The organism is Caulifigura coniformis (genome assembly GCF_007745175.1).
Lineage (GTDB): Bacteria > Planctomycetota > Planctomycetia > Planctomycetales > Planctomycetaceae > Caulifigura > Caulifigura coniformis.
This window is the reverse complement of record NZ_CP036271.1, coordinates 2,074,466-2,097,156: the sequence shown is the minus strand read 5'-3', so window position 1 is coordinate 2,097,156 and position 22,691 is coordinate 2,074,466. Positions and strand designations below refer to the sequence as shown.

Sequence of the window (22,691 nt, the reverse complement as noted above, 5' to 3'; positions counted from 1 at the left end):
GCGGTCCTGGGCGGCGGGACCGCAATGACAGCCTGGGCGCATCGTGCAGCCTGGGCAGACTTTCCCCCATTCAGAGTCTAGTTCTTTCGGCACATTCCGGCGAGAGCGACCCGGCTGGGGCTTGCTCGTCGCTCCCGGAGCGTCTCGTTCTGAATTGCTTTCCGGTCGTTCAGTTCCTGCCGAGCGGCAGCCTCCACAGCACGAGATGCGCGATGACCGAAATCAGCCATCCCGCGGAAAACACCAGCGGCAGGGCGTAGAGAATCCGAGTCCGTAGCGGAAACTGCAGCACGACCACTGTCTCATTCCCGGTCTGCCGGGCCTCGTGGTAGGCGTCATGGACGCCCAGCCACCATAACAGGCTGACGATCAGTCCGAGCACCGACACGGCTGCCCGGTGAAGGTTCGTATCGGCCGTCCCCAGGGCGGCCACAAGAAAGCTGCTGGGTACGAGCAGCAACTCGGTGATCTTGATCAGATCAGGGTGGGTCATCATGGCGTCTTGAGTCGATGAAAGCGGCCGAACGAACTGGGGGGCTTCCTCTGCCGGCGGGCATGTTTCACTGCGGTCAATCTCCCCTGCAAGCCTGGAGCTGTCTGAGTGACCTAACCGGCCGGGAACAGGGCTTCCAGGACACGATCCCGGACGGCCGTCATTGGCAGGGTCGAACCGGGCGTCGGGCCGCTGCCGATGAGGACGGGGCGGTCCTCCTGTGTGGCGAGTCCGTGGCTGCCGCGAACGAGGTTGGCGTCGAGCGGAATCATGTCGAACAGGGTGCGGAATCCGAGCTTCTTCTGGATCAATCGGCGAACGGCCCGTCCCTTGGGCCAGAGGAGGGCCGGGTCGAAGAACAGCTCGCACGGGTCGTATCCCGGCTTGCGATGGATATCGACGGTGCGGGCGTAGTCGGGTTCGCCGGACCGGTCGAGCCAGAACGGGTAGGCAAACCACGCATCCGGGGCCGCGAGGGCGATCAATTCTCCGGAGCGGGGATGGTCGAGACCGATGGTGGCCCGTTCCTCACCCCCATACACGGCGGCGACGCCGGGGAGGCCGGCGATGAGGTCGCGCACCCGGGGGAGGTCGCGCTGCACGTAGATGTGTGCGACCTGGTGATCGCAGACGGCGAAGGCTGGGCTGTTGAAGGTGTCGAGGGTGTCGCCAAAAGGGCCGGGTCGGGCGGTGAGCAGCCCGGCCTCGCGCAATGCGCGGTTCATGAAGATCGGGCGGGAAACGTCGACCAGTCCGTACTCGCTGACGACCCAGACGCGGGCCCCCTGCTTCGTGGCGGCCTCGAGCAGCGGCTCACAGGCGCGGTCCAATTCGCCAACGAGCTTCGGCATGTTGGCGTCGGAGGGACCGAACCGCTGCGGGTCGTAGTCGAGGTAGGGGAGATAGACGAGGGTCAGGTCGGGGCGCTCACTGACCAGTGTTTCGGCCGCACAGCGGGCGATCCATTCGGAACTGGGAAGGCCGGCCATGGGCCCCCAGTAGCTGGAGAACGGAAATGGCCCGATCCGCTTCTCGAGTTGGTCCGAGAGACCTTCCGGCGTGCCGGTGATTCCGAAGGCCTTGCTGCCGTCGGCTCCGTACCAGGGCTTCGGAGTGACGCTGATCTCGACGTCGGCCCCCTGGTTGAACTGCCAGAAGAGTTTTGCGGCCCGGAATGGATGTCCACGCTCGGCGGCGAGCCTGCGGGCGGTCGTGTAGAGCGGCTCTGCCTGGATCAGGCGATTGGACTGCTGCCAGAAGCGGACTTCCCGGGTGTCGCGAAAGAGCCAGCCGTTGCCAACTACGCCGTGGTCGCGAGGCGTCTTGCCCGTGAGGAGTGTCGCCTGGGCCGTGAAGGTGACGGCGGGAAGGGCTTCTTCGAGATCGGCGACCCAGCCCGACTCCGCGAGTCGGCGAAGCGATGGGGCGAACGGCAGAAGCTTTCGCGTCAGGCCGACCGCCAGCAGGAGGACGAGAGGTTGAGTCACGACGCATGATCCGGGGCTGGCTGAGCGACGATTGCTCCGGACTCCGGCGGGGTGCACGTCAGGAGTCTCGGAACGAAGGACGATAAGCCGGCGATCAGGTCGTGGCTACGTCGAACAGAGGGGCCCTCAATGCAAAGCACCCCGGCAGCTGTGGAGCGGCCGGGGTGCTGGGAAAGCTCAGATTACTTCGCGGCGGCGAAGCGCTTGGCGACTTCGGCCCAGTTCACCACGTTCCAGAACGCGGCGATGTAGTCGGGCCGCTTGTTCTGGTAGTTGAGGTAATAGGCATGTTCCCAGACGTCGAGGCCGAGGATCGGGGTGCGGCCTTCGGAGAAGGGGGTGTCCTGGTTGGCCGAGCTTTCGACCACCAGCTTGCCCTTGTCGACCGACAACCAGGCCCAGCCGCTGCCGAAGCGAGTGGTTGCAGCGGCGTTGAACTTCTCCTTGAAGGCGTCGAAGCTACCGAAGGTGGAGTCGATCGCCGTGGCGAGTTCACCGGTCGGCTTGCCGCCGCCGTTGGGGCCAATGACGGTCCAGAACAGGGTGTGGTTCGAATGTCCGCCGCCGTTGTTGCGGACGGCCGTACGGATCGCTTCCGGAACGGAGGCGAGGCCTTTCATCAGCTCGTCGATCGGCTTGGCGGCCAGATCGGCATGGCCTTCGAGGGCCTTGTTGACGTTGTTGATGTACGCCTGATGGTGCTTCGTGTGGTGAATTTCCATCGTCTTGGCGTCGATGTGCGGCTCCAGAGCGTTGTAGGCGTAGGGGAGCTTCGGAAGTTCGTAGGCCATGAATCACTCCTGGACTGGTGACGTCAGCGTGGGGCGAGCTGCAGCGCCGTAGGACGGAACAGCCCGGACCGGTTGAATACTCTCGGAGACGAATCGCGTCTGCCGGGATTTTAGTCGGCCCCAACGCAGTCACAACCCCGCCGATTCCCGGTCACACGTTTTCGGCGTCGCCCCCCATGCAAAAAGCCCAGGGGCGGAACCCCTGGGCTTTCAGGCGGGAGAGAGTGTGCAGCTCAAAGAATTACAGCTGCACGTGGTGTTCGAAATCGATCTCGAAACGTTTCATTTTCTTGTAGAGCGTCGTGCGGTTGATCCCGAGCGTGCGGGCCGTTTCCTGACGGTTCCAGCCGTTTGATTCCAGGGCTTCCAGGATCAGCTGCCGTTCCGGATGGACGAGCGCCGATTTCAGGGTGCCGCTGCCAAACCGGCCGGAGAGCGAGACGTTTTCACGGGCCTCGATCCGCATGTGTTCGGGGAGATCGGAGGGCGTGATGATGTCCGACTTCGAGAGCACGATCGCCCGTTCGATGACGTTCACCAGTTCACGGACGTTGCCCGGCCAGCCGTAGCGCTGCATGAGGTGCAGGGCCGTGTCGTCGAAGGCGCGGATCCGCTTGCCGGTCTGCTGGTTGAATTCGTGGACATAGTGTTCGACGAGAAGCGGGATGTCGCCGATCCGCTCGCGGAGCGGGGGCTGGGTCACGCTGACGACGTTGATGCGGTAGAAGAGGTCCTGGCGGAATTCGCCCCGACGGACCCGTTCTTCGAGGTTTTCGTTGGTCGCGAGGACCAGCCGGACGTCGACCTTGTGAGTCTTCGTGCCGCCGACAGGTTCAAACTCGCGGTCCTGGAGGACACGGAGGAGCTTCACCTGCAGGCTGGGCGAGGCCGTTCCGATCTCGTCGAGGAAGAGCGTGCCGCCATCGGCCTGGAGGAACTTGCCCATCTTGTCGTGATTGGCGCCGGTGAAGGCGCCCGCAACGTGGCCGAACAGTTCGGATTCGAGCAGCGAGTCGGGGAGCGCCCCGCAGGCGACCTCGACGAACGGCTGCTCCCGACGGCTGCTGAGCTGGTGAATGGCGCGGGCGGTGATCGTCTTGCCCGTGCCGTTTTCGCCGAGGATCAGGACGGTGGTCCGGGTGTCGGAGACGCTCTCGATGAGGTCGAACATCCGGGACATCTTGTAGTCGCGGCCGATGATGTTCGAGATGCCGAACTTCTGGTCGAGCTGCTTCTTGAGCTTCTTGTTTTCTTCGACGATCCGCTTCTGGCCGAGGGCCCGCTGGATCGCGAGGTTGAGTTCGTCGTCGATGACGGGCTTGGTGAGGTAGTCGAAGGCTCCACCCTGGATGGCTTCGACTGCGCTTTCGATCGTGCCGTAGCCGGTGAGCAGGATGACGGAGGTTTCCGGCTTGTTCTGGGCGACCCATTCGAGGACGTGGAAGCCGTCCTGGTCGGGCAGGCAGACGTCGGTGAGAACGACGTCGAAGTTGTATTCGCGGATGCGGGAGAGCGCATCCTTGCAGTTCATGGCGGTTTCTGTGCGGTGGCCGAGCGAGCGGAGGTAGTCCGCCATGGCTTCGCAGATATGCCGATCGTCATCAACAACCAGCAGGTTACCTTGAATGTTCATCATCAGATGCTCGCGGTTCAACGTCAGGCGGCCTGTCGGCGCAGGAATGGCGCACGAGGCCAGAGGCGACGTCCGGTGAGTGTCGGGGCGCACGCGGTCCGGCGCGTCTCATCGCTGTTCGAAAAGCGACGACACATCGGGCTGCAGGCGGCGGCGACAAAGCGGCGCAATCCGCGCCACGTGCTCGACCGGCACGACTATGACAACTGGACTTCCGTCAGACTGCGATTCCAATCGCCGCCTGACTGCCGGGAGCTGGAGGTTGAGGGTGCGAAACCCTACGTCGCCGTTGCGAGACGTCAACACGATTCACGTGGTTTTTCAGCAACGGCCGGAAGTGGCGATTCGGGAACCTCGTGAGAGTGGTCATCGAGTTTCGGGAAGCGGCCCGATCGGGCGGTGAAGGAAGGCCGTCATTGACGGTCACAAAACCACCCCGATACAACGGATGGTCGCTCTCTCGCTTTGCGGGGCGGCGCCCCTGGTTCTGCAATTCCTCACGGTTCGGCTGCTCAATGGCTCTGGTGACGTTTCAGGTTCTCGACGGCCTTGAGATGGGCCACGTGTTTGCCGACCTCCCGACCCCGATCAACATCGGGCGCGAGGACGACAACCACATCCGCCTCAACGATGAACGTGTGAGCCGCTTTCACGCGAAGATTCAGGAAGACGCCGGCCGCATTATCCTGACCGACCTCGACAGCACGAACGGGACGCGCGTCAACGGGCATCCCATCCGGATGCGAGTGCTGCAGATCGGCGACCAGGTGCTGATCGGCCGTTGCCTGTTGCTGTATGGCAGCGTCGAGCAGATCGCGAAGCGGACGAGCGAACTGGCGGCCATTGATCCGCCCATCGCGAGCGGGCCTGTCGACAGCGAGACGAAGTCTTCCCCCGATCTGCAGGACTCGATCGACGGCGAACCGGAACTGCCCGGAGAACTGTTCCCCAACGGCGCGCCGACGCTGCCGTCAGACCTCAATCTCGGGCAGGCGGCGGACCTGTCGGAAGTGCTGAACTTCATCCACTCCCGGCTGCTCAGGCTTCTACTCATCGCCCAGCAGCACGGAGGGACGTCGCGCAAGCTGCAGGCGGCCTATATGTCGGTGCCGCCGGCGGCATGGATGCAGCTCTCGCAGCTGGAGGCAGACATGGCGAAGTACCTCAGGGCGCTGTCGGACCCGAAGGACGGCTAAGCGGATCGGTGCTCAGCCAGCAGGCCGCTGCGAACGTTGCCGACTGGTCAGCGCTGGCGCACGCGCCGCCCTGCCGCTGGAACACCACCCCTACGGTGCCCGGGGAATTCCGTACCCCGCAATGGCGCGCTCCCAGGCGGTCGACCCATCGATGATTTCCAGCGTGATCTCAAGGGCCAGGATCGGAATAGGGGCGTCGATCGGCGGAAGCTTGACCAGGTCCTTCAAGGTGCAGACGGCGGCTGCGGCGTCGCTCGCCTGCGCTTCCGCGATCAGCGCCTCGAGATCGTCGCGGGTGTAATGGTGATGGTCGGCAAAGGCCGTCACTGCGTGCGAATGCAGCAGCAGCCCGGCGCGTTCGAGCGTGGCCCGGAATCCCGTCGGATTGCCAATACCGCAGAACGCGACGACCTGCCTGCCTTTCAGGTCGTCGCTGGAATGGATCAACCCGGATCGATCGCGAAGGCCGTGCGGTACGAACCGGCTCGTCACGACGGGCGCGGACGAGTCACGGGCGATTTCGTCGAGAAGTCGCTCCCGTTCGGAGGAACTGACGAGGTCGGTTCGCGTGACGAGGATGAGACGGGCCCGCTTCAGAGCATGCCGCGATTCCCGCAGCAGGCCGCGGGGGAGCTGACGTCCATAGCCCCAGGGATTTGTGGCGTCGATCAGAACGATGTCCAGGTCGCGTTTCAGCCGGCGATGCTGAAAGCCATCATCGAGGACGATGATCTCGGCGCCATGAGCGACCAGTTCTCGCGCCGCGGCAATGCGATCGCGATTCTGAATGTGCGGAACGCCGGGACAGAGGAGATCGAGGACGCGTTTCTCGTCGTTGCCGGCGGCGTCGACCGAGCGGTATCCCCGGCTGGCGATGGCAGGTTTCATCCCGCGCTGAAGGAGCTTCTGGACGACCGCGGCCACGACCGGGGTCTTACCCGTGCCGCCTGTGGTCAGGTTTCCGACGCTGACGACCGGAACGCCGACGTCCTGCGGCCTCTTGATGCCGACGTCGAACGACAGGTTCTTGAGCGCCGCCCCTGCGGCGTACACGGGCTCGAGGAGCGCGAGAGCTCCCCGCGCTGCGGCCGCAGGCCAGTCCGGCCTGCGGCCCGAGATGATGTCGAGAAATGCCTTCTCGGAAGGCATCAGCGCGGTCTCCTGCTGCAGGCGCGGCGAATCGCAACAGCCGCGCTCCTGCCTGGATTCTCACATCGGCTGTTCCTGCCGCTGCGAGTGCCTTTCAGGGGCGGAGAAATCGTCAAAGTCACCATGATCGGTTCATCTTAGCGGGTACACCGTTCCGAAATTGATAGCGAGTCTCCTCGATGCGCGGCTGCGCCAGCATTGCCTGAGCATCGTCGGGAACCCACCGCGGGATGGATCGTGAAGCGGTTTGAACGGACGGACGGAGGAATGATCATGCGACGGACAGCCTGGATTCTGGCAGCGCTCGGGATCGCCGGAGGCACACTGCGCGGCTATGCCCAGGAAACGCCCCGTGCGAGCATTCCGGTCCGGCGGATTCCCGCCGCGGCGCCGTCTGCCGAACCCCCTTCCCGGGATTTTTACGACGATCTCTTCGGCGACGCTCCGAAGGACGAACCGCAATCGGACGCCAAGCCCAGGGTGCGGAAGCTGTCCGACTCGATGGAATCGTCTCAATCCCTGAACGAACTCCTCACCGATGGCGGCGGCCCTGCCCCGTCGCCGGCGTCAGCCAGGGATGCTTTCCCGACGCGCCGTCCGTCCGCATCGGGAAAAGCGGTCTCTGCCGCGGCTCTCTTCGAATCGTCCAACAGCCCGTCCACCGTGGCACGCACGGGGAAGGGCAAGACGCTCAAGGCTGATGCTCCCGACTCCGTTCCGGACGCCGGGGGCGTCGTTCCGGTGGCCGGCACGGGCCGCGCGGTCGCCACTTCGACCACCAACCGCAATCAGCGCCTGGTCACTCCTTCCGAACATACGGCCGCTCCGACCGAAGTCGACCAGCACTTGCTGATGATCGGCGAACTGCCGGTCGATCCGAAGGCCCCGGCGATGCCGCCGAAGTCGTCCGGAGCGAGCGCTGCCAACGAACTGCCGGAACTCGATTTCTCATCGGCCGTCGACGAGTTCGAGAGCGAAGCCAAGGAGCCGGCTCGCATCGAACCGACGGCCCCCGCCACTGCGCCGGTCGTCCGCAAGCGTCCCGAAGGAGTCGCGCCGAAGTTCGATCCGAACGAACCTCCGCCGAACTGGGAGGACGAGGAAGGGGACGCAGAACTGCTGGACAACGCCGACAACCCGTTCGCGAAGTTCGGACCAGGGTCCAAGACGCCGACGCCCAGGAAGGCGGTCATCGACGAGTCCCTTCCAAGCGATGCCTTCGCGATTCCAGGAGGGCCTGCGGCCGAAGAGCCGGCCGCTGCTCCGCCGGCCCGCAAGCGTTCTCCGCTGCTTGAGGAAGAGCCTGTCGCGGCAGAGCCTGCCGCGCCGCCGAAGCGCCCCGCGGCGCGCAACCCTTCGACGAATCCGCTGATCCCTGAGACTCCGCGCGGCACGCTCACCATTCCCGCGGTGCGGAAGCCTGTCGACGAGCCGACCGACAAGGATCTGCTCGAATCGCTCGACCTCGACCCCAAGGCCGAGGCGGCTCCGTCGTTCACGCCCCAGGCCGAGTCGCAGGTTGAGCCCCAGGTTGAGCCGTCACTCGATCTGCCCCTCGATCCGCCCGTCCGGACTCCCGTGCGGACCGTGCGCATGACGCCGCCTCGAAGTGAGGCCCCGTCGTTCGGGGAATCGCCAATCGCCGAGCCCGCGCCGCAGGTTCCGTCCGCGCCCGCCCGCAGCAACTTCATCTCGTCGTCGTCGGACAGAACGACTGGCAGTGGGGTGACGGCCGAGTGGGTCAAGAAATCGGAAATCGCGATCGGGCAGGAGTGCCTGTGCGAACTGGTTGTTCGCAACCGCACGGACGCATCGGTCCGGGATGTGGAAGTCGAAGCGTACTTCCCGGCCAACGTGCAGCTTGTTGGAACGACGCCGGCGCCCGCCCGGGCACAGTCGTCGCTGATCTGGAAGTTCGAGGAACTGGACTCTGGCGAAACGCAGACCATCGCCATCCGGATGATTCCGCGTGAGCGGGGGAACATCGCGACGCAGGCGTATGTGCGGTTCGCGAACGCCGCCAGCGGATCTTTCAACGTCGCCGAGCCGATGCTCGCCGTCGAACTGGCCGGGCCGCACGAAGTCATGATCGGCGAAACGGCCTCGCACACGGTGACGATCCGGAATCCCGGCACGGGAACCGCGTCGAACGTGAAGGTGGAAGCGCGGATTCCGGACGGACTGGAACACTCTCGCGGCAGCCGCCTGATGCTCGACCTCGGGGCCCTCAACCCGGGCGAATCGCGTCCGGTGCGTCTGGCGCTGGCCGCGGTTTCCGGCGGACGTCATGTCATCGAAGTGAAGGCCCACGCCGACGGAGACATCCTGCAGGCGGCGGCCTCGGAAGTGATGGTCGTCTCGCCACGACTGAAGGCCACCATCGAAGGCCCTGGCCTGCGTTACCTCGGCCGGCGTGCGGTGTACACCCTCTCGGTCGCGAACGACGGATCGGCTGCAACTGAAAACGTCCGCGTGATGCACAAGATTCCCGAGGGGTTCGAGTACGTCTCGAGCGACAAGGGAGCGACTTATAGCGCGTCCAACCGCATGTTGAGCTGGTACGTCGGCACGATGAACACCGGCGAGACGGCCCAGGCTCACATCACCCTGGAGGCGACGGCCGTCGGGGCTGCGACGCACTTCATCCGGGCGACCTCGGAGCATGGAGTGGTGGCGGACGCGCATGTCCTGACGCAGGTGGAGGGGACGCCTTCACTCGTCGTCGAGATCACCGACCTCAACGATCCCGTCGAGACGGGTGTCGAAACCGGCTACGAGATCCGCGTCAAGAACGAAGGCTCTGCTCCGGCGGAACGGGTGGCCCTCACCTGTGAACTTCCGATGGGAGCCCGGTTCGTGTCGGCCGCGGGAGCCGTGAGCCATGCGGCCCGCGGACAGATGGTGGAATTCCGGCCGGTCGCCCAGGTGGCTCCGGGCGAATCGGTGAAGTACCAGGTGATCGTTCGCGGCGAAGCGGCCGGCAACCTCCGGTTCCGGACGCAGCTGACCAGCGCCTCCGTGACCGAGCCGCTGATGTCCGAAGAGCTGACGAAGTTCTACGAGTAAGCGACTCCACCACCACCGAATCGAATCCGTCAGCAGCCCGGGAACTTCCCGGGCTGCTTTCGTTTTTGGAGCGGCTCCCGGCGGGTGGCATGCAGGCGAGCGGTGTGGACTCCAAACGAACGAACGAGAATCGCAGGGAAAATACCCGTCCCTTGAGTGGTGATGCGTCGCAAGGTGTTTTGGGTAAATGGGTTGTGATTTCATGGGAGGTGGTGCGCGAAACACGAATGGCTTCGGCATGGCCATTGCGAATCCTCGTTTCATGCAACTGAGCCCGGTCGGGCATAAGAGGTTGCAGCAACACACAAGAACGAGATGAGCAGATCCGTGCCTCCGCGAGTGACGGCGGCAGACGCTCTGCATTGCTCCCTCAAAGAGGACGAACGCCATGCTCTCCTATGCCATCATGTTTCTGATTATCGCGCTGATTTCCGGTGTGCTCGGATTTGGCGTCGTCGCCGGAACGGCGGCCTGGATCGCGAAGGTCTGCTTTGTCGTGTTCCTCGTCCTGTTCCTGGTGTCGCTGTTCACGAATCGTCGCGTGAACATCTAGGGCAGCAGGCGGCTGTCGGCTGAGTGTGTGGGGAATTGTCGGATGCGCGTGTTTCAAATGCCCGGAGCACTGACTTGCCACACGCAGTTGCTCCGGGAAGTGATGCGGCCCGTTGGCCTTCACCCCAGTCACTTTCCCCCTCCAGGCGTTGTCCGCAGCCGGATGATCGCCGGTGGGGCTTTTTTTTGTGCCGACACCATTGAACGAGCCTCCATGATCCTCTTTCCCTCCAGACTGCACGGCCATGAAACCGACAGGCATCCGCAAAGACGCCTCGCCGCTGCAGCGAGGAACGGGGGGAGATCCCGAAACGCCGGCGACTCAGCCGGCGAGCCAGGACGTTCCACCCCGGTCGTCATCGTCACGGAGACCGGACCTCGAACGTCGTGGAGGCAAACGCCCCGACGCCCCTCGAATTCGTTTTGACGCGCATGCTGTCCCGGGCGCTGGCTCCAGCCACCGGGCGAAACGGACACGGATGGCTGCCACGGACTTCCAGATGACACATCAGCCCGCGAGAAACGGCAACGACCGAAACTCGCGGCAGAGCGCGCAGGAGGCCTCACAGGATTTTCCGGCCCCAGACCTCGCGGATCCGGCAGTGAACCACGAGGATCCCGAGCTTTCGAGCCTCCCGGTGTTCGCACCGCTGCACGTCCTCGTAGTCGATGACTCGGCTGCCAACAGGGCGTTTGCAGTCTCGCTTCTCGAACATCGCGGGCACAGCTGGAAACTTGCGTCCACCGGGCTGGAGGCGATCGAACTCTACCTGCGATATTCCTTTGACGCGGTGCTGATGGATCTGGAAATGCCGAACCTCGATGGAGTCGGCGCCACGGAGATCATCCGCAGCCTGCCACGCGGGAAGGACGTCCCGATCATCGCGATGACGACGCAGACCGCGGAGGCCGATCGTGAGAAATGCCGCAACGCGGGAATGACCGAGTTTGTCTCGAAGCCATTCTCGGCCCGGGATATGGTGATTATTCTGGAACGCGCAGTCGCGCGAGTCCGGTTGGCTCGCATTTCCAGATTGCTGCATGTCCTCCCCGAAAGAACCCCCATGGCCCCCACGTCCTCGCCTTCGGCCGCTGCCGTCGTCAACCTGGGGATCTCTCTGCAAAGGCTGGGGAACGACCAGCAGCTGCTCCGAGACATGGCGGGGTTCTACATCGAAGATGTACCGGAACTGATGGGAGAACTGCGTTCCGCGCTCGAGGCGGATGACGTCGAACTGGCGACGCGCAGCGCGCACAGCCTGAAAGGGCTCTCCTCCAATTTCGAGGCGACCTTCGCGATCGGCGCAGCCATGGCCGTCGAGACTGCCGCGCGAAGCGGCGACCTGGCGAAGGCGGCCGGCGGCGTGGATGAGCTCGACTATGAGCTGGGACGGGTCATCGAAGCGCTGAAGGCCCAGGTGCTGGGACACTGAGTCAACGATCAGGCCTGAGCCGCACGAGCGGCTGGTTGAGCGTTCACCCGCGTGGAGACCCTGTTCGTCGCAAGGCTCGTCGGCGTTTCCGGAGGCCGAGGCCTGCGACAGTCATCGCGAGCAGCGCGGAGGACGGTTCGGGGACCGCGGACATCGTGACGGTCCCGGCGAAGAGTGCTCCCCCGGACGAGCCACCCGGATAGGTGGCGTTCGAGACCCGCCATGAGAAGTTGACCGCGTCGAACTTCGCCGGATCAAACGACGTCGGCATGAGATCATTCGCGTGGGCGGTGGCTGTCGAGTCATCGAAACTCACGAACATCGAACTGGACGTCGCGGTCCAGCCTGCGGGAACGGTGCCATCGGTCCTGACCTGCAAACCGTCGACCACTGCGGGTCCAAAGTTGTTTCGGACGGTCACCCCGGACACAGGCCCGATGAAATCCCAGCCGGCCATGGAGAGATTGAAGAAGCTGTCGGGCGAAGGAGCCAGGGAATAGACCCCCAGATCTGAACCCGAATTGCCGTCAGGTCCGGCCAGACTCGGGTCGAATTGGAAGGAGCCGGAAAATGTCGTCCCGACGTCGATCCCGGCGAACCCGCTGCCGAACGTCGTCGAGGTGATCTGACCCGTGAATGTGTAGGTGATCAGGTCGGCATGAACGAAATCGGTCCCCGCGCATGCCACGATCATTCCAGCTGCGATCAGTGCTGCCCGCATGCCCTGCCCTCCAAAGAAGCCACTCACAATCTAGAAATCGGAGCGCACCATCGTCAATTCCCGCCCCTCCGCGCTGTTGCGGGAGCCCATCGGCCAGCGAAGTGTGGACTGCAAGCCGCTGACGACGACAGCCACGTCCTGAAGTCGAGGCGGCTGGAATGCGTTCAAGAGAGGCATTCCAGCCTCAGGCAGATGCCGTGACCTGACGGTTCCGGAGGAGTCGCCGGCGGCGAACTGCGAAGCCGGCCGCCGCCGCTGCCGTGAGGAGCAGGCTCGATGGCTCGGGGACGGCCTCGGGCATCTCGATGGAGCCGACCATCGACACTGACGTTTCCGTCCCTCCCAGGAACGTGATGTTCCGGAGTTCCAGGGTCAGTTGCCCCAGCTGCCAGGCGAGGGGATCGAATACCGTCGGCAGGGCATCGCTCGCGAATGCGGTTCCGGTGGGATCGGCCCAGGCGAGAAACATGCCGCCAAGCGCGGGACGCCGAGGACCCGCAAGAAGAAAACGACTTCCTCGTAGAAACTTGATGTGGCTGCGCGCAACAAAAAAGCGGCCTCCTGCTTCAGGAGGCCGCTTTGGCATCTGCCGGAGAAAGCCTGCGATCAGCGGATCGCGCCTTCCACCTTCTTCTTGTCCTTGCCGTCGTTTGTGTCGGTCTTGGTGATGAGGACCTGGGTGGTCAGCATCAGGCCGGCGATCGACGCGGCGTTGCGGAGGGCGCTCTTCACGACCTTCGCGGGGTCGACGATTCCGGCCTTGTACATGTCGCCGTATTCACCGGTGACTGCATTGAAGCCGATGTTCGCGCCCTTCTGCTTCACTTCGTCGGCGACGACCGAACCGTCGTTTCCGCCGTTGCCGGCGATCTGACGGATCGGGGCTTCCAGAGCGCGAGCGACGATGTCGACACCGATCTGCTCGTCCCCCTTGGCCTTCACCTTTTCGACTTCCGGAATCGCCCGGAGCAGGGCCGTGCCGCCGCCGGGAAGGATGCCTTCTTCCACGGCCGCGCGGGTCGCGTGCAGGGCGTCTTCCATGCGGGCCTTGGTCTGCTTCATTTCCGCTTCGGTGGCTGCGCCGACGGAGATGATGGCGACGCCGCCGGACAGCTTGGCGAGCCGTTCCTGGAACTTCTCGCGGTCGTACTGGCTGTCGGTTTCTTCGATCTGCTTGCGGATCTGGCCGACCCGCTTCTGGATCTCGTCGTTCTTGCCGGCGCCGTCGATCAGCGTGCAGTTGTCCTTGGTCACTTCGACCCGCTTCACGCGGCCGAGCTGGCTCAGTTCAACGGCTTCCAGCTTGATGCCGAGGTCTTCGGAGATCAGCTCGCCGCCGGTGAGGACAGCCATGTCGCCCAGCATCGCCTTGCGGCGATCGCCGAAGCCAGGAGCCTTCACCGCACAGACCTGCAGCACGCCGCGGAGACGGTTGACGACGAGAGCCGTGAGGGCTTCGCCTTCCAGGTCTTCGGCGACGATCAGGAGCGGCTTGCCGGCGCGGGCCACCTTCTCGAGAAGCGGAACCAGGTCGCGCAGGTTCGAGATCTTCTTCTCGAACAGCAGGACGTAGGCGCCTTCGAGGATGCACTTCATCTCGGCCGGGTCAGTCACGAAGTAGGGCGAGATGTAGCCCTTGTCGAACTGCATGCCCTCAGCCAGGTCGAGCGTGGTCGCGTTCGACTTGCCTTCTTCGACGGTGATGACGCCGTCGCGGCCCACCTTCTCCATCGCGTCGGCGATGAGCTTGCCGATCTCGGCGTCGTTGTTCGCCGACACCGCTCCGACGTGCTCGATTTCCTTGCGGTCCGAGACCGGCTTGGCGATCGATTCGAGGAACTGGATGGCGGCGTTGGCGGCCTTCTCGATTCCCTTGCGGACGATCTGCGGGTTGGCGCCCATCGAGATGGAGCGGAGCCCTTCCTCGTAGATCGCGCGGGTCAGGACCGTCGCGGTCGTCGTGCCGTCGCCGGCGATGTCGCTGGTCTTGGAAGCGACTTCGTTGACGAGCTTGGCCCCCATGTGCTCATAGGGGTCTTCCAGTTCGACTTCCTTCGACACCGTCACGCCGTCCTTGGTGACGACGGGGTTGCCGAAGGACTTGTCGATGATCACGTTCCGGCCGGTCGGGCCCATGGTGACGGCCACGGCGTCGGCGAGAGTCTTGACGCCGCGGGCCAGTTTCAGGCGAGCGCGATCGTCGAACAAAAGTTGCTTGGCCACCGGAAAACTCCTGGGCGGTAGTTTTGATTTGGGGAGAGTTTCAGCAGGGAACGCCCAGGGGTTGCAACCCCTGGGCTTCAGGCGGAATCAATCAGACGATCTTGGCGAGGATGTCGGACTCGCGAAGGATCTTGATCTCTTCGCCGTCGACTTCGATTTCGGTGCCGCCGTACTTGCCGAAGAGGACTTCGTCACCGACGACCAGGGCGACCGGGCAGCGTTCGCCGCTTTCCAGCAGCTTGCCGGGGCCGACAGCGACGACCTTGCCGCGCTGCGGCTTTTCCTTGGCGCTGTCCGGAAGGACGATGCCGCCAGCCGTCATCTCTTCGGCGTCGAGCGGGCTGACGACAACGCGATCATCCAGGGGCTTCAGCGAAACAGCCATTGTTTGAATCTCCGTAGGGCCGGCCGTGCCGACCGAAAGTGAGTTTGATTTGAGTTGAACGAAGTTCGACGGATGACGACCGGTGAAAACCGGGCCTTCCGACTAGAAGTCACCCATGCCGCCCATGCCGGGCATTCCCATGCCACCCATTCCGCCCATGCCACCCATGTCGTGGTCATGGTCGTGGTGGCCGTCTTTGGCTTCCGGCGGCTTCGGGGCTTCGACGACGACGGAGTCGGTCGTCATCAGCAGGCTCGCCACCGAGGCGGCGTTCTGCAGGGCCGTGCGAACGACCTTGGCCGGGTCGACGACACCCATGGCGAACATGTCGCCATACTCTTCGTTCAGGGCGTCGAAACCGTAGTTCTTGTCGGAATTCTTGCGGACGTTGTTCGCGACGACGGCGCCATCGAGGCCGGCGTTCTCCGCGATCTTCCGCAGCGGCATCTCAAGCACGTTCTTCACGAGCTTCACGCCCAGGGCTTCGTCACCCGAGGCATCGACCTTGTCGAGCGACTTGCCGCAACGAAGCAACGCCACGCCGCCGCCGGGAACGATGCCTTCTTCGACGGCCGCACGCGTCGCGTGCATGGCGTCGTCGATCAGGTCCTTGCGTTCCTTCATCTCGGTTTCAGTGTGAGCCCCGACGTTGATCTGGGCCACACCGCCGGCGAGCTTCGCGAGCCGCTCCTGGAGCTTCTCGCGGTCGTAGTCGCTGTCAGTCTTTTCGATTTCGGAGCGGATCTGGGCCGCGCGGCCTTCGACTGCCCCCTTCTGTCCGCCGCCCTGAACGACCGTGGTGTTCTCGGCGTCGATGATGATCTTCTTCGCCGTGCCGAGGTCCTTCAGGTTGACGGTCTCGAGCTTCTCGCCGAGGTCCTTGAAGAACGCCTTGCCCCCGGTGAGGATCGCCAGGTCTTCCAGCATCGCCTTGCGGCGGTCGCCGTAGCCCGGGGCCTTCACAGCGGCCACCTTCACGATGCCGCGGAGCTTGTTGACCACGAGGGTCGCCAGAGCTTCGCCTTCGATGTCCTCGGCGATGATCAGCAGCGGAGCGCCCGACTTCGAGATGGCTTCGAGAACCGGCACGAGGGTGCGGGCATTCGAAATCTTCTCTTCGTGGATCAGGATCTTGCAGTTGTCGAGCTCGACCGTCTGCTTGTCTTCGTTCGTGACGAAGTGCGGCGACAGGTAGCCCCGCTCGAACTGCATGCCTTCGACCAGCTCGACTTCCGTCTGCGTGCCGCGGCCTTCTTCGATCGTGATCACGCCGTCCTTGCCGACCTTCAGCATGGCATCAGCCAGGATCTTGCCGATCTCAGGATCGTTGTTGCCGGCGATCCGGGCGACCTGCTCGATGGCCTTGCGGTCATTCGCGGCGACCGGCTTCGCCATCTTCTTCAGCTCTTCGGTCACCTTCTCGACGGCCTTCTGCACGCCGCGGCTGAGCGACATCGCGTCCGCGCCGGCGGCAATGAACTTCAGGCCTTCGCGATAGATGGCTTCCGACAGCACCGTGGCGGTCGTCGTGCCGTCACCGGCGAGGTCGCCCGTCTTGGAGGCGGCTTCCTTCACGAGCTGGACGGCGCAGTTCTCGAACTTGTCTTCGAGTTCGACGTCCTGGGCGACGGTCACGCCGTCCTTCGTGATCTTCGGGGAGCCCCATCCTTTGTCGAGGACGGCATTCCTGCCGCGGGGGCCGAGGGTGCTCGAGACGGCTTTCGCCAGCTTGGAGACGCCTTCGAGCAACTTCTTGTGGGCGTCTTCATCGAAACTCAACAGCTTCGCCACGGTTACTCCTCGTGTGCGGACTTTTGGGGTCAGCGAATCAGTAAGGCGAACAGGGAACGCTCAGGGAGCGAACTTCGGTGGATCCAGCGTGCGTCCAGACTGCTGCGCCGCGCCTCAGGCTGCGGCGACAGTCCAGAATCTGTCCGTTCGGGCAGAGAGGGCACGTCACGACCCGGGAAAGCAAGGGATGTGCCAAGCCTCCACCGCAATGCGCAAGTAGTGATTCGGAAAGGGGATGGCGTCGAATCGCCGGAATCTGGGCTCATTCAGGCTGCCATATTGACACTTCCTGCCGGCCGGGCGGCTCGCCCGGCTCCAGACCTCTCGATTCCGCGTTGGAGGCTGTCCAGAAGCCCGCACTCCTCTACGCTTTGCCGGCTGGCCGACAGTCACTCACTTTCAGGAGAACGCGCCCATGCCTGCCACGAACGGAATGCTCGACGCCGATGACGCCGTCATGCTGCTCATCGATCACCAGAGCGGCCTGTTCAACACCGTTCGCGATCTGCCGATTCCCGACCTGCGGAAGTACGCCATCGCCCTCGCAAAAACCGCATCGCTCCTGAAGATCCCGGTGATTACCACCGCCTCGGTGCCGGATGGCCCCAATGGCCCGCTGATTCCGGAGATTCACCAGTACGCGCCGCATGCCGTGTACGTTCCGCGCACGGGACAGATCAACGCCTGGGACAATCCGCCGTTCGTGGAAGCCATCGAAAAGACAGGCCGCAAGACGCTCATCATCGCCGGCACTCTCACCAGCGTGTGCATGGCTTTCCCGGCGATCAGCGCCATCCAGGCCGGTTACAAGGCGTATTGCGTGGTCGACGCTTCGGGCAACTGGAGCAAGATGGCGACCGACATCACCATCGCCCGCATCGCTCAGGCCGGGGCCATCCCGACGGACACCTTCGCGATCGCCGCGGAACTGATGCGCACCTGGAACCGTCCGGAAGGTTCCCGATTCGCGAAAATCCTCGCCGAGATCTGCCCCGAGTACCAATGCCTGATCGAAAGCTACGACAAGGCCCAGGCCATCGCGAAAAGCGGCCCGGAGACGAAGCTCGACAAGTATCAATAGGGCGGAAGCCGCGTTGCCCCCCGGGGGCTGCTTCAGTGAGGGGGATGGCGTGGACCGCCGGATGGGCGGCCCACGCCATCGTTGTTCCGCGAATGAGGGGCTGTCATTCGCTGTTTGACGCTCGCGCCCCCCTTCATAGAATTCCAGAATACCCCGGTCTGTCGTGTCGAGAGTGATATGAAGAAGTGCCGACGCTGCACCAAGCCCGCCACCATGCACATCACGGAAATCCGTGAAGGGCAGGCGCAGTCGCTCCACCTCTGCGAGACGTGCGCCCAGGAATACCTGAATTCCGTTGAAGTCGGTGGATCGTCGGAAGAGTTTCAGGCGGAGTCGGTCTCTTCCAAGCCTTCGTTGAAAGTGAAGTCGGAGGAAGCCGAGGAGTCCGCGGACGATGGCAAGACCTGCCCGTTCTGCGGAATCACCTTCAAGCAGTTTCGCAGTCAGGGGCGTCTCGGCTGTGCCCACGACTATGAGGTCTTCCACGACGACCTGATTCCGCTGCTGGAAAGCGTTCACAGCGACACCCAGCATGTCGGCAAATGCCCTCCCCGGACGTCGTCCGAAAGTCGCGAGCACTATGAGCTGTTCCGCCTGCGGAACGACCTGAAGGCCGCCATCGACAACGAGTCGTATGAAGAGGCGGCCCGGCTCCGCGACCGCATCCGACAGCTCGAAGCCAAAGGACGGGGTGAGGAGTAGCGCTCCCGGCATACTTGCCGGATGACGCGCCAGCGGTCGCGATCCATCATTCAGGAACTCCGATGCCTGCACAGCCGAAGTGGATGTCGATCTGCGGATGGATTCTGACCGTGCTGGTCACGGCCGCGATGGTCATGAGCGGCGTCATGAAGTTCAGCAACGATCCGCAGTTGATCGAAGGCATCGAGAAGATGCGGATCACGAAAGAGATCGTTCAAAAGATCGGCGCGGTGGAGATCGCCTGTGCCGTGCTCTACCTCATCCCTCGTACGACCGTGCTGGGCGCGATGCTGCTCAACGGTTACCTCGGAGGGGCCGTGTTCGTGCATGTTCAGAAGGGGGATCCGATCGGCGAAATGATGACCCCGGTCATCATCGGCGTCCTCGCCTGGCTGGGTGTGTTCCTGCGCGAGCCCCGGCTGCGGGCGATTGTTCCCTGGCGGACCAAAGCTCCGACCGTCACGGTGAATCAGTAAGCCGCAACAGCCTTTGGCCCAGCTTCGGCCCCGTGCCCGTGTCTTCGTGCTTGAAGAACACGAAGACCTCTTTCCAGTTCATGGCTTCGATCCGCCGGATCCACTTCCTGAGAGCGGCGTCGGTGTAGTTCTCGCGACGAAGTCGCAGATAGCCCCAGCCAGCCGTCGGCACGAGCGGCGTCTCGGGAAGGTCTTCGGCGTCCGCGACGACGAGCGCCGCCTTGTGCTTCTTCAGCAGGCGGCAGGTGTCGTCGTTCAGCCAGCTCTCGTGGCGAAACTCGAAGGCCGCCTGGATCGGCTTCTTGGCGTGCTTCAGGAATTCCTCGAGTCGGGCCAGGTCCTGTTTGAAATTCGGCGGCAGCTGGAACAGGACCGGGGCGGCCCGTTTCTTCAGCCTCGTCACGCACGCGGCCAGCTGCTGCAGATCGTCTCCGGCCTCCTTGAGCCGCCGGATGTGTGTGATCTTCTGCGGCGCTTTCAGGACGAATCGAAACGCGGCCGGTGTCTGCGTTGCCCAGTCGTCGATCGACTTGTCGCTGGGCAAGGTGCGGAACGAACCGTTGTATTCGACCACGTCGAACTGCGTCGCGTAGTAGCTCAGGAACTGCTTCGCTGGGAGCTTGTCGGGGTAGAACGAGCCTTTCCAGGCGGGATAGCTGTAACCGCTGGTTCCGATGTGCCAGATCATGGTTGGGTCAATCGAAGACTTATTGCTTGTCGAACTCGATGCCGTGTCGACGTGGGATGTCAAGCAGTTCCGTTCTGAAGTCGACTGTTCAATGATGATCGGCCTACCTCGCGATGTAGTTTTTCACGACATTTGCTTGGTCGATAGCTACAGCGTGGTATCACTTGAACCATGGCACGTCGATTGACACTCCAGGGCAAAGTTCAATAGTGCGCTGGGCATCGAATTGTTGGAGTCCCCGCGTGAAGTCGTCCCGAATCCATCGCTGCAACTCATCTCCGTCTCGGAGTCGCAAGATGGTGGATCGGTGCTCTGCAAACCACTTGGCGTCTGCCGAAAAGCCCGTGTTGGTCACGACGATTCCCACTTGGAACTCGTCGCCCAATGCGCCTTGGAAATCGCGAATCTCGGGAGCGCGGGTCGTTGCCTCACGGGTGCGGTGGTGCTTTGCTTGCGCCGCCCCCAGAATTGGCACTGGCCCATCCTTCCAAAAGACAATGTCAATGCCACCGTCTTTCTGGTTCACGTTGCCTGTTCGCCGAACCTCAAAGTCCATTTTTGAAAGTCGGTCGCACACGAGAACCTCGAAGGTGTCGGGGCTCAGCGAGTAAATCAGCTTCGGGTCGATTTGCAAATCGCGAATGACTTTTTGCGTCAGCGCGATGTGGTGGACCTGAATCAGTGACTCTTGCTCACGAATGTACTCGGCTAACAATCGTTCCGTGTCGGCAACCAGTGCGGCCTCGTCGGAGTCTTCTTCGACGGAGAAGCCTAATGACATCATCCAAAGTCTCTGGCGAAACTCTGGCTTGGAGAAGCACCGTTCACAGAACTCTAGGGCGAGGGGGACTGGGCCGCGCCCTCCGTCAGTGAATGGAAGGTACCAATAGGACCATTCGCCATCATCGATGAGTGCAGCACACTCATTGCAAGTGCCGGGGCCCGAAGACTTAGCCTTTTGGATGTGTATGGACGGCGGCATTCTGGACTTCTAGCAAAAAGAAACGTCTGCAGTCTCCCCTGGCTATAATCCGGCGCCCCCTCCATGGCAGGAAGCGTCAGTCGCACGGTGCTAGATGAACGGCAGTGCAACTCATTCATGATTGTCCCTGGACGTGACAGGTCATCGCTCGCGACATAAGGAGGGCTCGTTCACGCTCGTTGCGGGTGAGCGTGGCGGCTCGCTCGAATTCCTCGCGGGCCTCGTCGACACGCCCGATCTTCTGCAGCAGGTCGCCGCGGACGCTCGGCAGCAGGTGGTAGTTCTTGAGGAGCGGCTCGCTGGCCAGCTGGTCGACAATCTCCAGACCCGCGGCCGGACCTTCGGCCATCGACACCGCGACAGCCCGGTTGAGCTCGACGACGGGCGACGGGTTGATCCGGGCCAGTTCACTGTACAGCCATGCGATCCGCGACCAGTCGGTCTCACTCGCCTTGCGAGCCCGCGCGTGGCACGCGGCGATGGCGGCCTGGAGGGTGTACGGTCCGCGCGGCCGACCGGATTGCTCGCAGCGCTGCAGGGCGGCAAGACCGCGGCGAATGAGAAGCTGATCCCACAGTGCGCGATTCTGGTCGAGCAGCAGCACGGGTTCGCCGTTCGCCCCGACGCGGGCCCGCGTCCGGGAGGCCTGGATCTCCATCAGCGCCACGAGCGCATGCACCTCGGGCTCGTTCGGCTCGAGTTCCGCGAGCACGCGACCCAGGCGCAACGCTTCGTCACACAGCGTCGGTCTCATCCAGTCGTCGCCGGCTGTCGCCGTGTAACCTTCGTTGAAAATCAGGTAGATGACTTCCAGCACCGAAGAGAGCCGCTCCGCCAGCTCCGGCCCTCGGGGAACTTCGATGGCGATCTTTTCTTCGGAGAGCGTGCGTTTCGCCCGCACGATCCGCTGGGCGACGGTCGGTTCGGCCACGAGGAAGGCCCGCGCGATCTCATCCGTCGTGAGGCCCCCGAGAAGTCTGAGCGTCAGCGCCGCCCGCGCTTCGGTGGAGAGAATCGGGTGACAGGCGGTGAAGATCAGCCGCAGCAGGTCGTCGCCGATGTCGTTGTCGAGGGCGTCGTCGAGATCGGGGACCGCCAGTTCGACCGCTTCGCGCTCGCGTCCGAGTTCGGCGTGCTTGCGGTCGAGCATTTTCCGGCGTCGAAGCTGGTCGAGCGCGCGACGCTTGGCCGTCGCCATCAGCCAGGCGCCGGGATTCTCGGGCAGGCCCGTCTGGGGCCATTGCTCGAGGGCGACGACGAGAGCGTCCTGGGCCAGCTCTTCAGCCAGGCCGACGTCGCGCACCATTCGCGCGAGTCCGGCAATCAGCCGGGCCGATTCCATCCGCCAGACGGCGTCGATCGTACGCTGGATTTCGTAGCCCATTGGAGGCCGATGAGACCGACTGCGGCGTTGTTGTGCAACAGACACGCGGCCCGCCGCAGGACCGCTCACTTTTTCAGGATGGACCAATTCATCGTTGGGTTGCGCCGTTGCCGCAAAATGACTTGCGGTAACGAAAGTCGACCGACCGTGAAAAAGTGACTCGCCCCGCCCCAATCCCCACCCGCCAATGCACTTCCGAGTACCGAGCGCTCCCGCGCAACCGCCCCCGTCATGATGGAGGACCGATGAACACATCCACCGTCAACCTGTCGTCACACACCCCGGCCCGGCCGGCTCCCTGTCCGCGCCACCCACGCTCTCCCGATCCTTCCACTGAACGTCCGCAGGAAAAGAGGGCGAGGAGTACAGTACCACCCACACAACGCGCCCTCCTCGCCCCCTCGGCGTCGAATACCTCCGCAGTTTTCCCAGTCCCCGCCCGAGCCTGCGAACTCCGC

21 protein-coding genes are annotated in these 22,691 nt (G+C 63.6%); 7 read left to right on the top strand and 14 right to left on the bottom strand.

Annotated elements, in window-relative coordinates:
• Positions 1–169 precede the first annotated feature (169 nt).
• From Pan44_RS08320 to Pan44_RS08305, 4 genes are all read right to left on the bottom strand, one after another.
• A complete protein-coding gene (locus tag Pan44_RS08320) occupies positions 170–496 on the bottom strand; it encodes a hypothetical protein (RefSeq protein ID WP_145029084.1) in 327 nt (108 codons plus the stop codon).
• Between the two features lie 110 nt (positions 497–606).
• The gene (locus tag Pan44_RS08315) at positions 607–1,980 is read right to left on the bottom strand and encodes an alkaline phosphatase family protein (RefSeq protein ID WP_145029082.1); all 1,374 of its coding nucleotides are present in this window, start codon (positions 1,978–1,980) and stop codon (positions 607–609) included.
• Positions 1,981–2,162: 182 nt separating this feature from the next.
• The gene (locus Pan44_RS08310) at positions 2,163–2,771 is read right to left on the bottom strand and encodes a superoxide dismutase (protein WP_145029079.1); all 609 of its coding nucleotides are present in this window, start codon (positions 2,769–2,771) and stop codon (positions 2,163–2,165) included.
• Between the two features lie 241 nt (positions 2,772–3,012).
• A complete protein-coding gene (locus tag Pan44_RS08305; protein ID WP_145029078.1) occupies positions 3,013–4,407 on the bottom strand; it encodes a sigma-54-dependent transcriptional regulator in 1,395 nt (464 codons plus the stop codon).
• A 512-nt stretch (positions 4,408–4,919) separates the two neighbouring features.
• On the opposite strand from Pan44_RS08305, the gene Pan44_RS08300 reads away from it, so the two are divergent.
• Positions 4,920–5,600, top strand: coding sequence for an FHA domain-containing protein (locus Pan44_RS08300; protein ID WP_145029076.1), 681 nt, complete (start codon positions 4,920–4,922; stop codon positions 5,598–5,600).
• Positions 5,601–5,690: 90 nt separating this feature from the next.
• Here Pan44_RS08300 and lpxK read toward each other — a convergent pair whose 3' ends face one another.
• Positions 5,691–6,749, bottom strand: coding sequence for a tetraacyldisaccharide 4'-kinase (gene lpxK, locus Pan44_RS08295; protein ID WP_145029075.1), 1,059 nt, complete (start codon positions 6,747–6,749; stop codon positions 5,691–5,693).
• 273 nt (positions 6,750–7,022) lie between these two features.
• Here lpxK and Pan44_RS08290 point away from each other — a divergent pair, with 273 nt between their 5' ends.
• The 3 genes from Pan44_RS08290 (at position 7,023) to Pan44_RS08280 (ending at position 11,800) form a co-directional block, all read left to right on the top strand.
• A complete protein-coding gene (locus Pan44_RS08290) occupies positions 7,023–9,815 on the top strand; it encodes a DUF11 domain-containing protein (RefSeq protein WP_197453942.1) in 2,793 nt (930 codons plus the stop codon).
• A gap of 388 nt (positions 9,816–10,203) precedes the next feature.
• Complete coding sequence (locus tag Pan44_RS08285) at positions 10,204–10,368, top strand: DUF1328 domain-containing protein (RefSeq protein WP_145029070.1); 165 nt, start codon at positions 10,204–10,206, stop codon at positions 10,366–10,368.
• Between the two features lie 478 nt (positions 10,369–10,846).
• Entirely contained in the window at positions 10,847–11,800 is a 954-nt protein-coding gene (locus tag Pan44_RS08280; RefSeq protein ID WP_197453941.1) for an Hpt domain-containing response regulator, read from the top strand.
• A gap of 43 nt (positions 11,801–11,843) precedes the next feature.
• Here Pan44_RS08280 and Pan44_RS08275 read toward each other — a convergent pair whose 3' ends face one another.
• The 6 genes from Pan44_RS08275 to groL (Pan44_RS08255) form a co-directional block, all read right to left on the bottom strand.
• Positions 11,844–12,521: a PEP-CTERM sorting domain-containing protein gene (locus Pan44_RS08275; protein ID WP_145029066.1), complete on the bottom strand. Its 678-nt coding sequence runs from the start codon at positions 12,519–12,521 to the stop codon at positions 11,844–11,846.
• Between the two features lie 30 nt (positions 12,522–12,551).
• Complete coding sequence (locus tag Pan44_RS27305; RefSeq protein WP_197453940.1) at positions 12,552–12,698, bottom strand: hypothetical protein; 147 nt, start codon at positions 12,696–12,698, stop codon at positions 12,552–12,554.
• Between the two features lie 7 nt (positions 12,699–12,705).
• The gene (locus Pan44_RS08270) at positions 12,706–12,990 is read right to left on the bottom strand and encodes a PEP-CTERM sorting domain-containing protein (RefSeq protein WP_197453939.1); all 285 of its coding nucleotides are present in this window, start codon (positions 12,988–12,990) and stop codon (positions 12,706–12,708) included.
• A 137-nt stretch (positions 12,991–13,127) separates the two neighbouring features.
• Positions 13,128–14,744 carry a chaperonin GroEL gene (gene groL, locus Pan44_RS08265; RefSeq protein ID WP_145029062.1) on the bottom strand — a complete coding sequence of 539 codons (1,617 nt, stop codon included), beginning with the start codon at positions 14,742–14,744 and terminating at the stop codon, positions 13,128–13,130.
• Positions 14,745–14,835: 91 nt separating this feature from the next.
• A complete protein-coding gene (gene groES / locus Pan44_RS08260; RefSeq protein ID WP_145029060.1) occupies positions 14,836–15,129 on the bottom strand; it encodes a co-chaperone GroES in 294 nt (97 codons plus the stop codon).
• A 102-nt stretch (positions 15,130–15,231) separates the two neighbouring features.
• Entirely contained in the window at positions 15,232–16,920 is a 1,689-nt protein-coding gene (gene groL, locus Pan44_RS08255; RefSeq protein ID WP_145029058.1) for a chaperonin GroEL, read from the bottom strand.
• A 415-nt stretch (positions 16,921–17,335) separates the two neighbouring features.
• On the opposite strand from groL (Pan44_RS08255), the gene Pan44_RS08250 reads away from it, so the two are divergent.
• The 3 genes from Pan44_RS08250 to Pan44_RS08240 all read left to right on the top strand — a co-directional run bounded on the left by Pan44_RS08250 (position 17,336) and on the right by Pan44_RS08240 (position 19,179).
• Positions 17,336–18,001: a hydrolase gene (locus tag Pan44_RS08250; protein WP_145029056.1), complete on the top strand. Its 666-nt coding sequence runs from the start codon at positions 17,336–17,338 to the stop codon at positions 17,999–18,001.
• A gap of 177 nt (positions 18,002–18,178) precedes the next feature.
• Positions 18,179–18,703, top strand: a complete 525-nt coding sequence (locus Pan44_RS08245; RefSeq protein WP_145029054.1) for a UvrB/UvrC motif-containing protein — start codon at positions 18,179–18,181, stop codon at positions 18,701–18,703.
• A 62-nt stretch (positions 18,704–18,765) separates the two neighbouring features.
• Complete coding sequence (locus Pan44_RS08240; protein WP_145029051.1) at positions 18,766–19,179, top strand: DoxX family protein; 414 nt, start codon at positions 18,766–18,768, stop codon at positions 19,177–19,179.
• Here Pan44_RS08240 and Pan44_RS08235 read toward each other — a convergent pair.
• The 3 genes from Pan44_RS08235 to Pan44_RS08225 all read right to left on the bottom strand — a co-directional run bounded on the left by Pan44_RS08235 (position 19,163) and on the right by Pan44_RS08225 (position 22,233).
• Positions 19,163–19,867: a DUF72 domain-containing protein gene (locus tag Pan44_RS08235; RefSeq protein WP_145029049.1), complete on the bottom strand. Its 705-nt coding sequence runs from the start codon at positions 19,865–19,867 to the stop codon at positions 19,163–19,165. The two genes, Pan44_RS08240 and Pan44_RS08235, sit on opposite strands and share 17 nt — an antisense overlap.
• 160 nt (positions 19,868–20,027) lie before the next feature.
• Positions 20,028–20,651: a restriction endonuclease gene (locus tag Pan44_RS08230; RefSeq protein WP_197453938.1), complete on the bottom strand. Its 624-nt coding sequence runs from the start codon at positions 20,649–20,651 to the stop codon at positions 20,028–20,030.
• Between the two features lie 313 nt (positions 20,652–20,964).
• Positions 20,965–22,233, bottom strand: coding sequence for an RNA polymerase sigma factor (locus Pan44_RS08225; RefSeq protein ID WP_145029045.1), 1,269 nt, complete (start codon positions 22,231–22,233; stop codon positions 20,965–20,967).
• Positions 22,234–22,691: the final 458 nt, after the last annotated feature.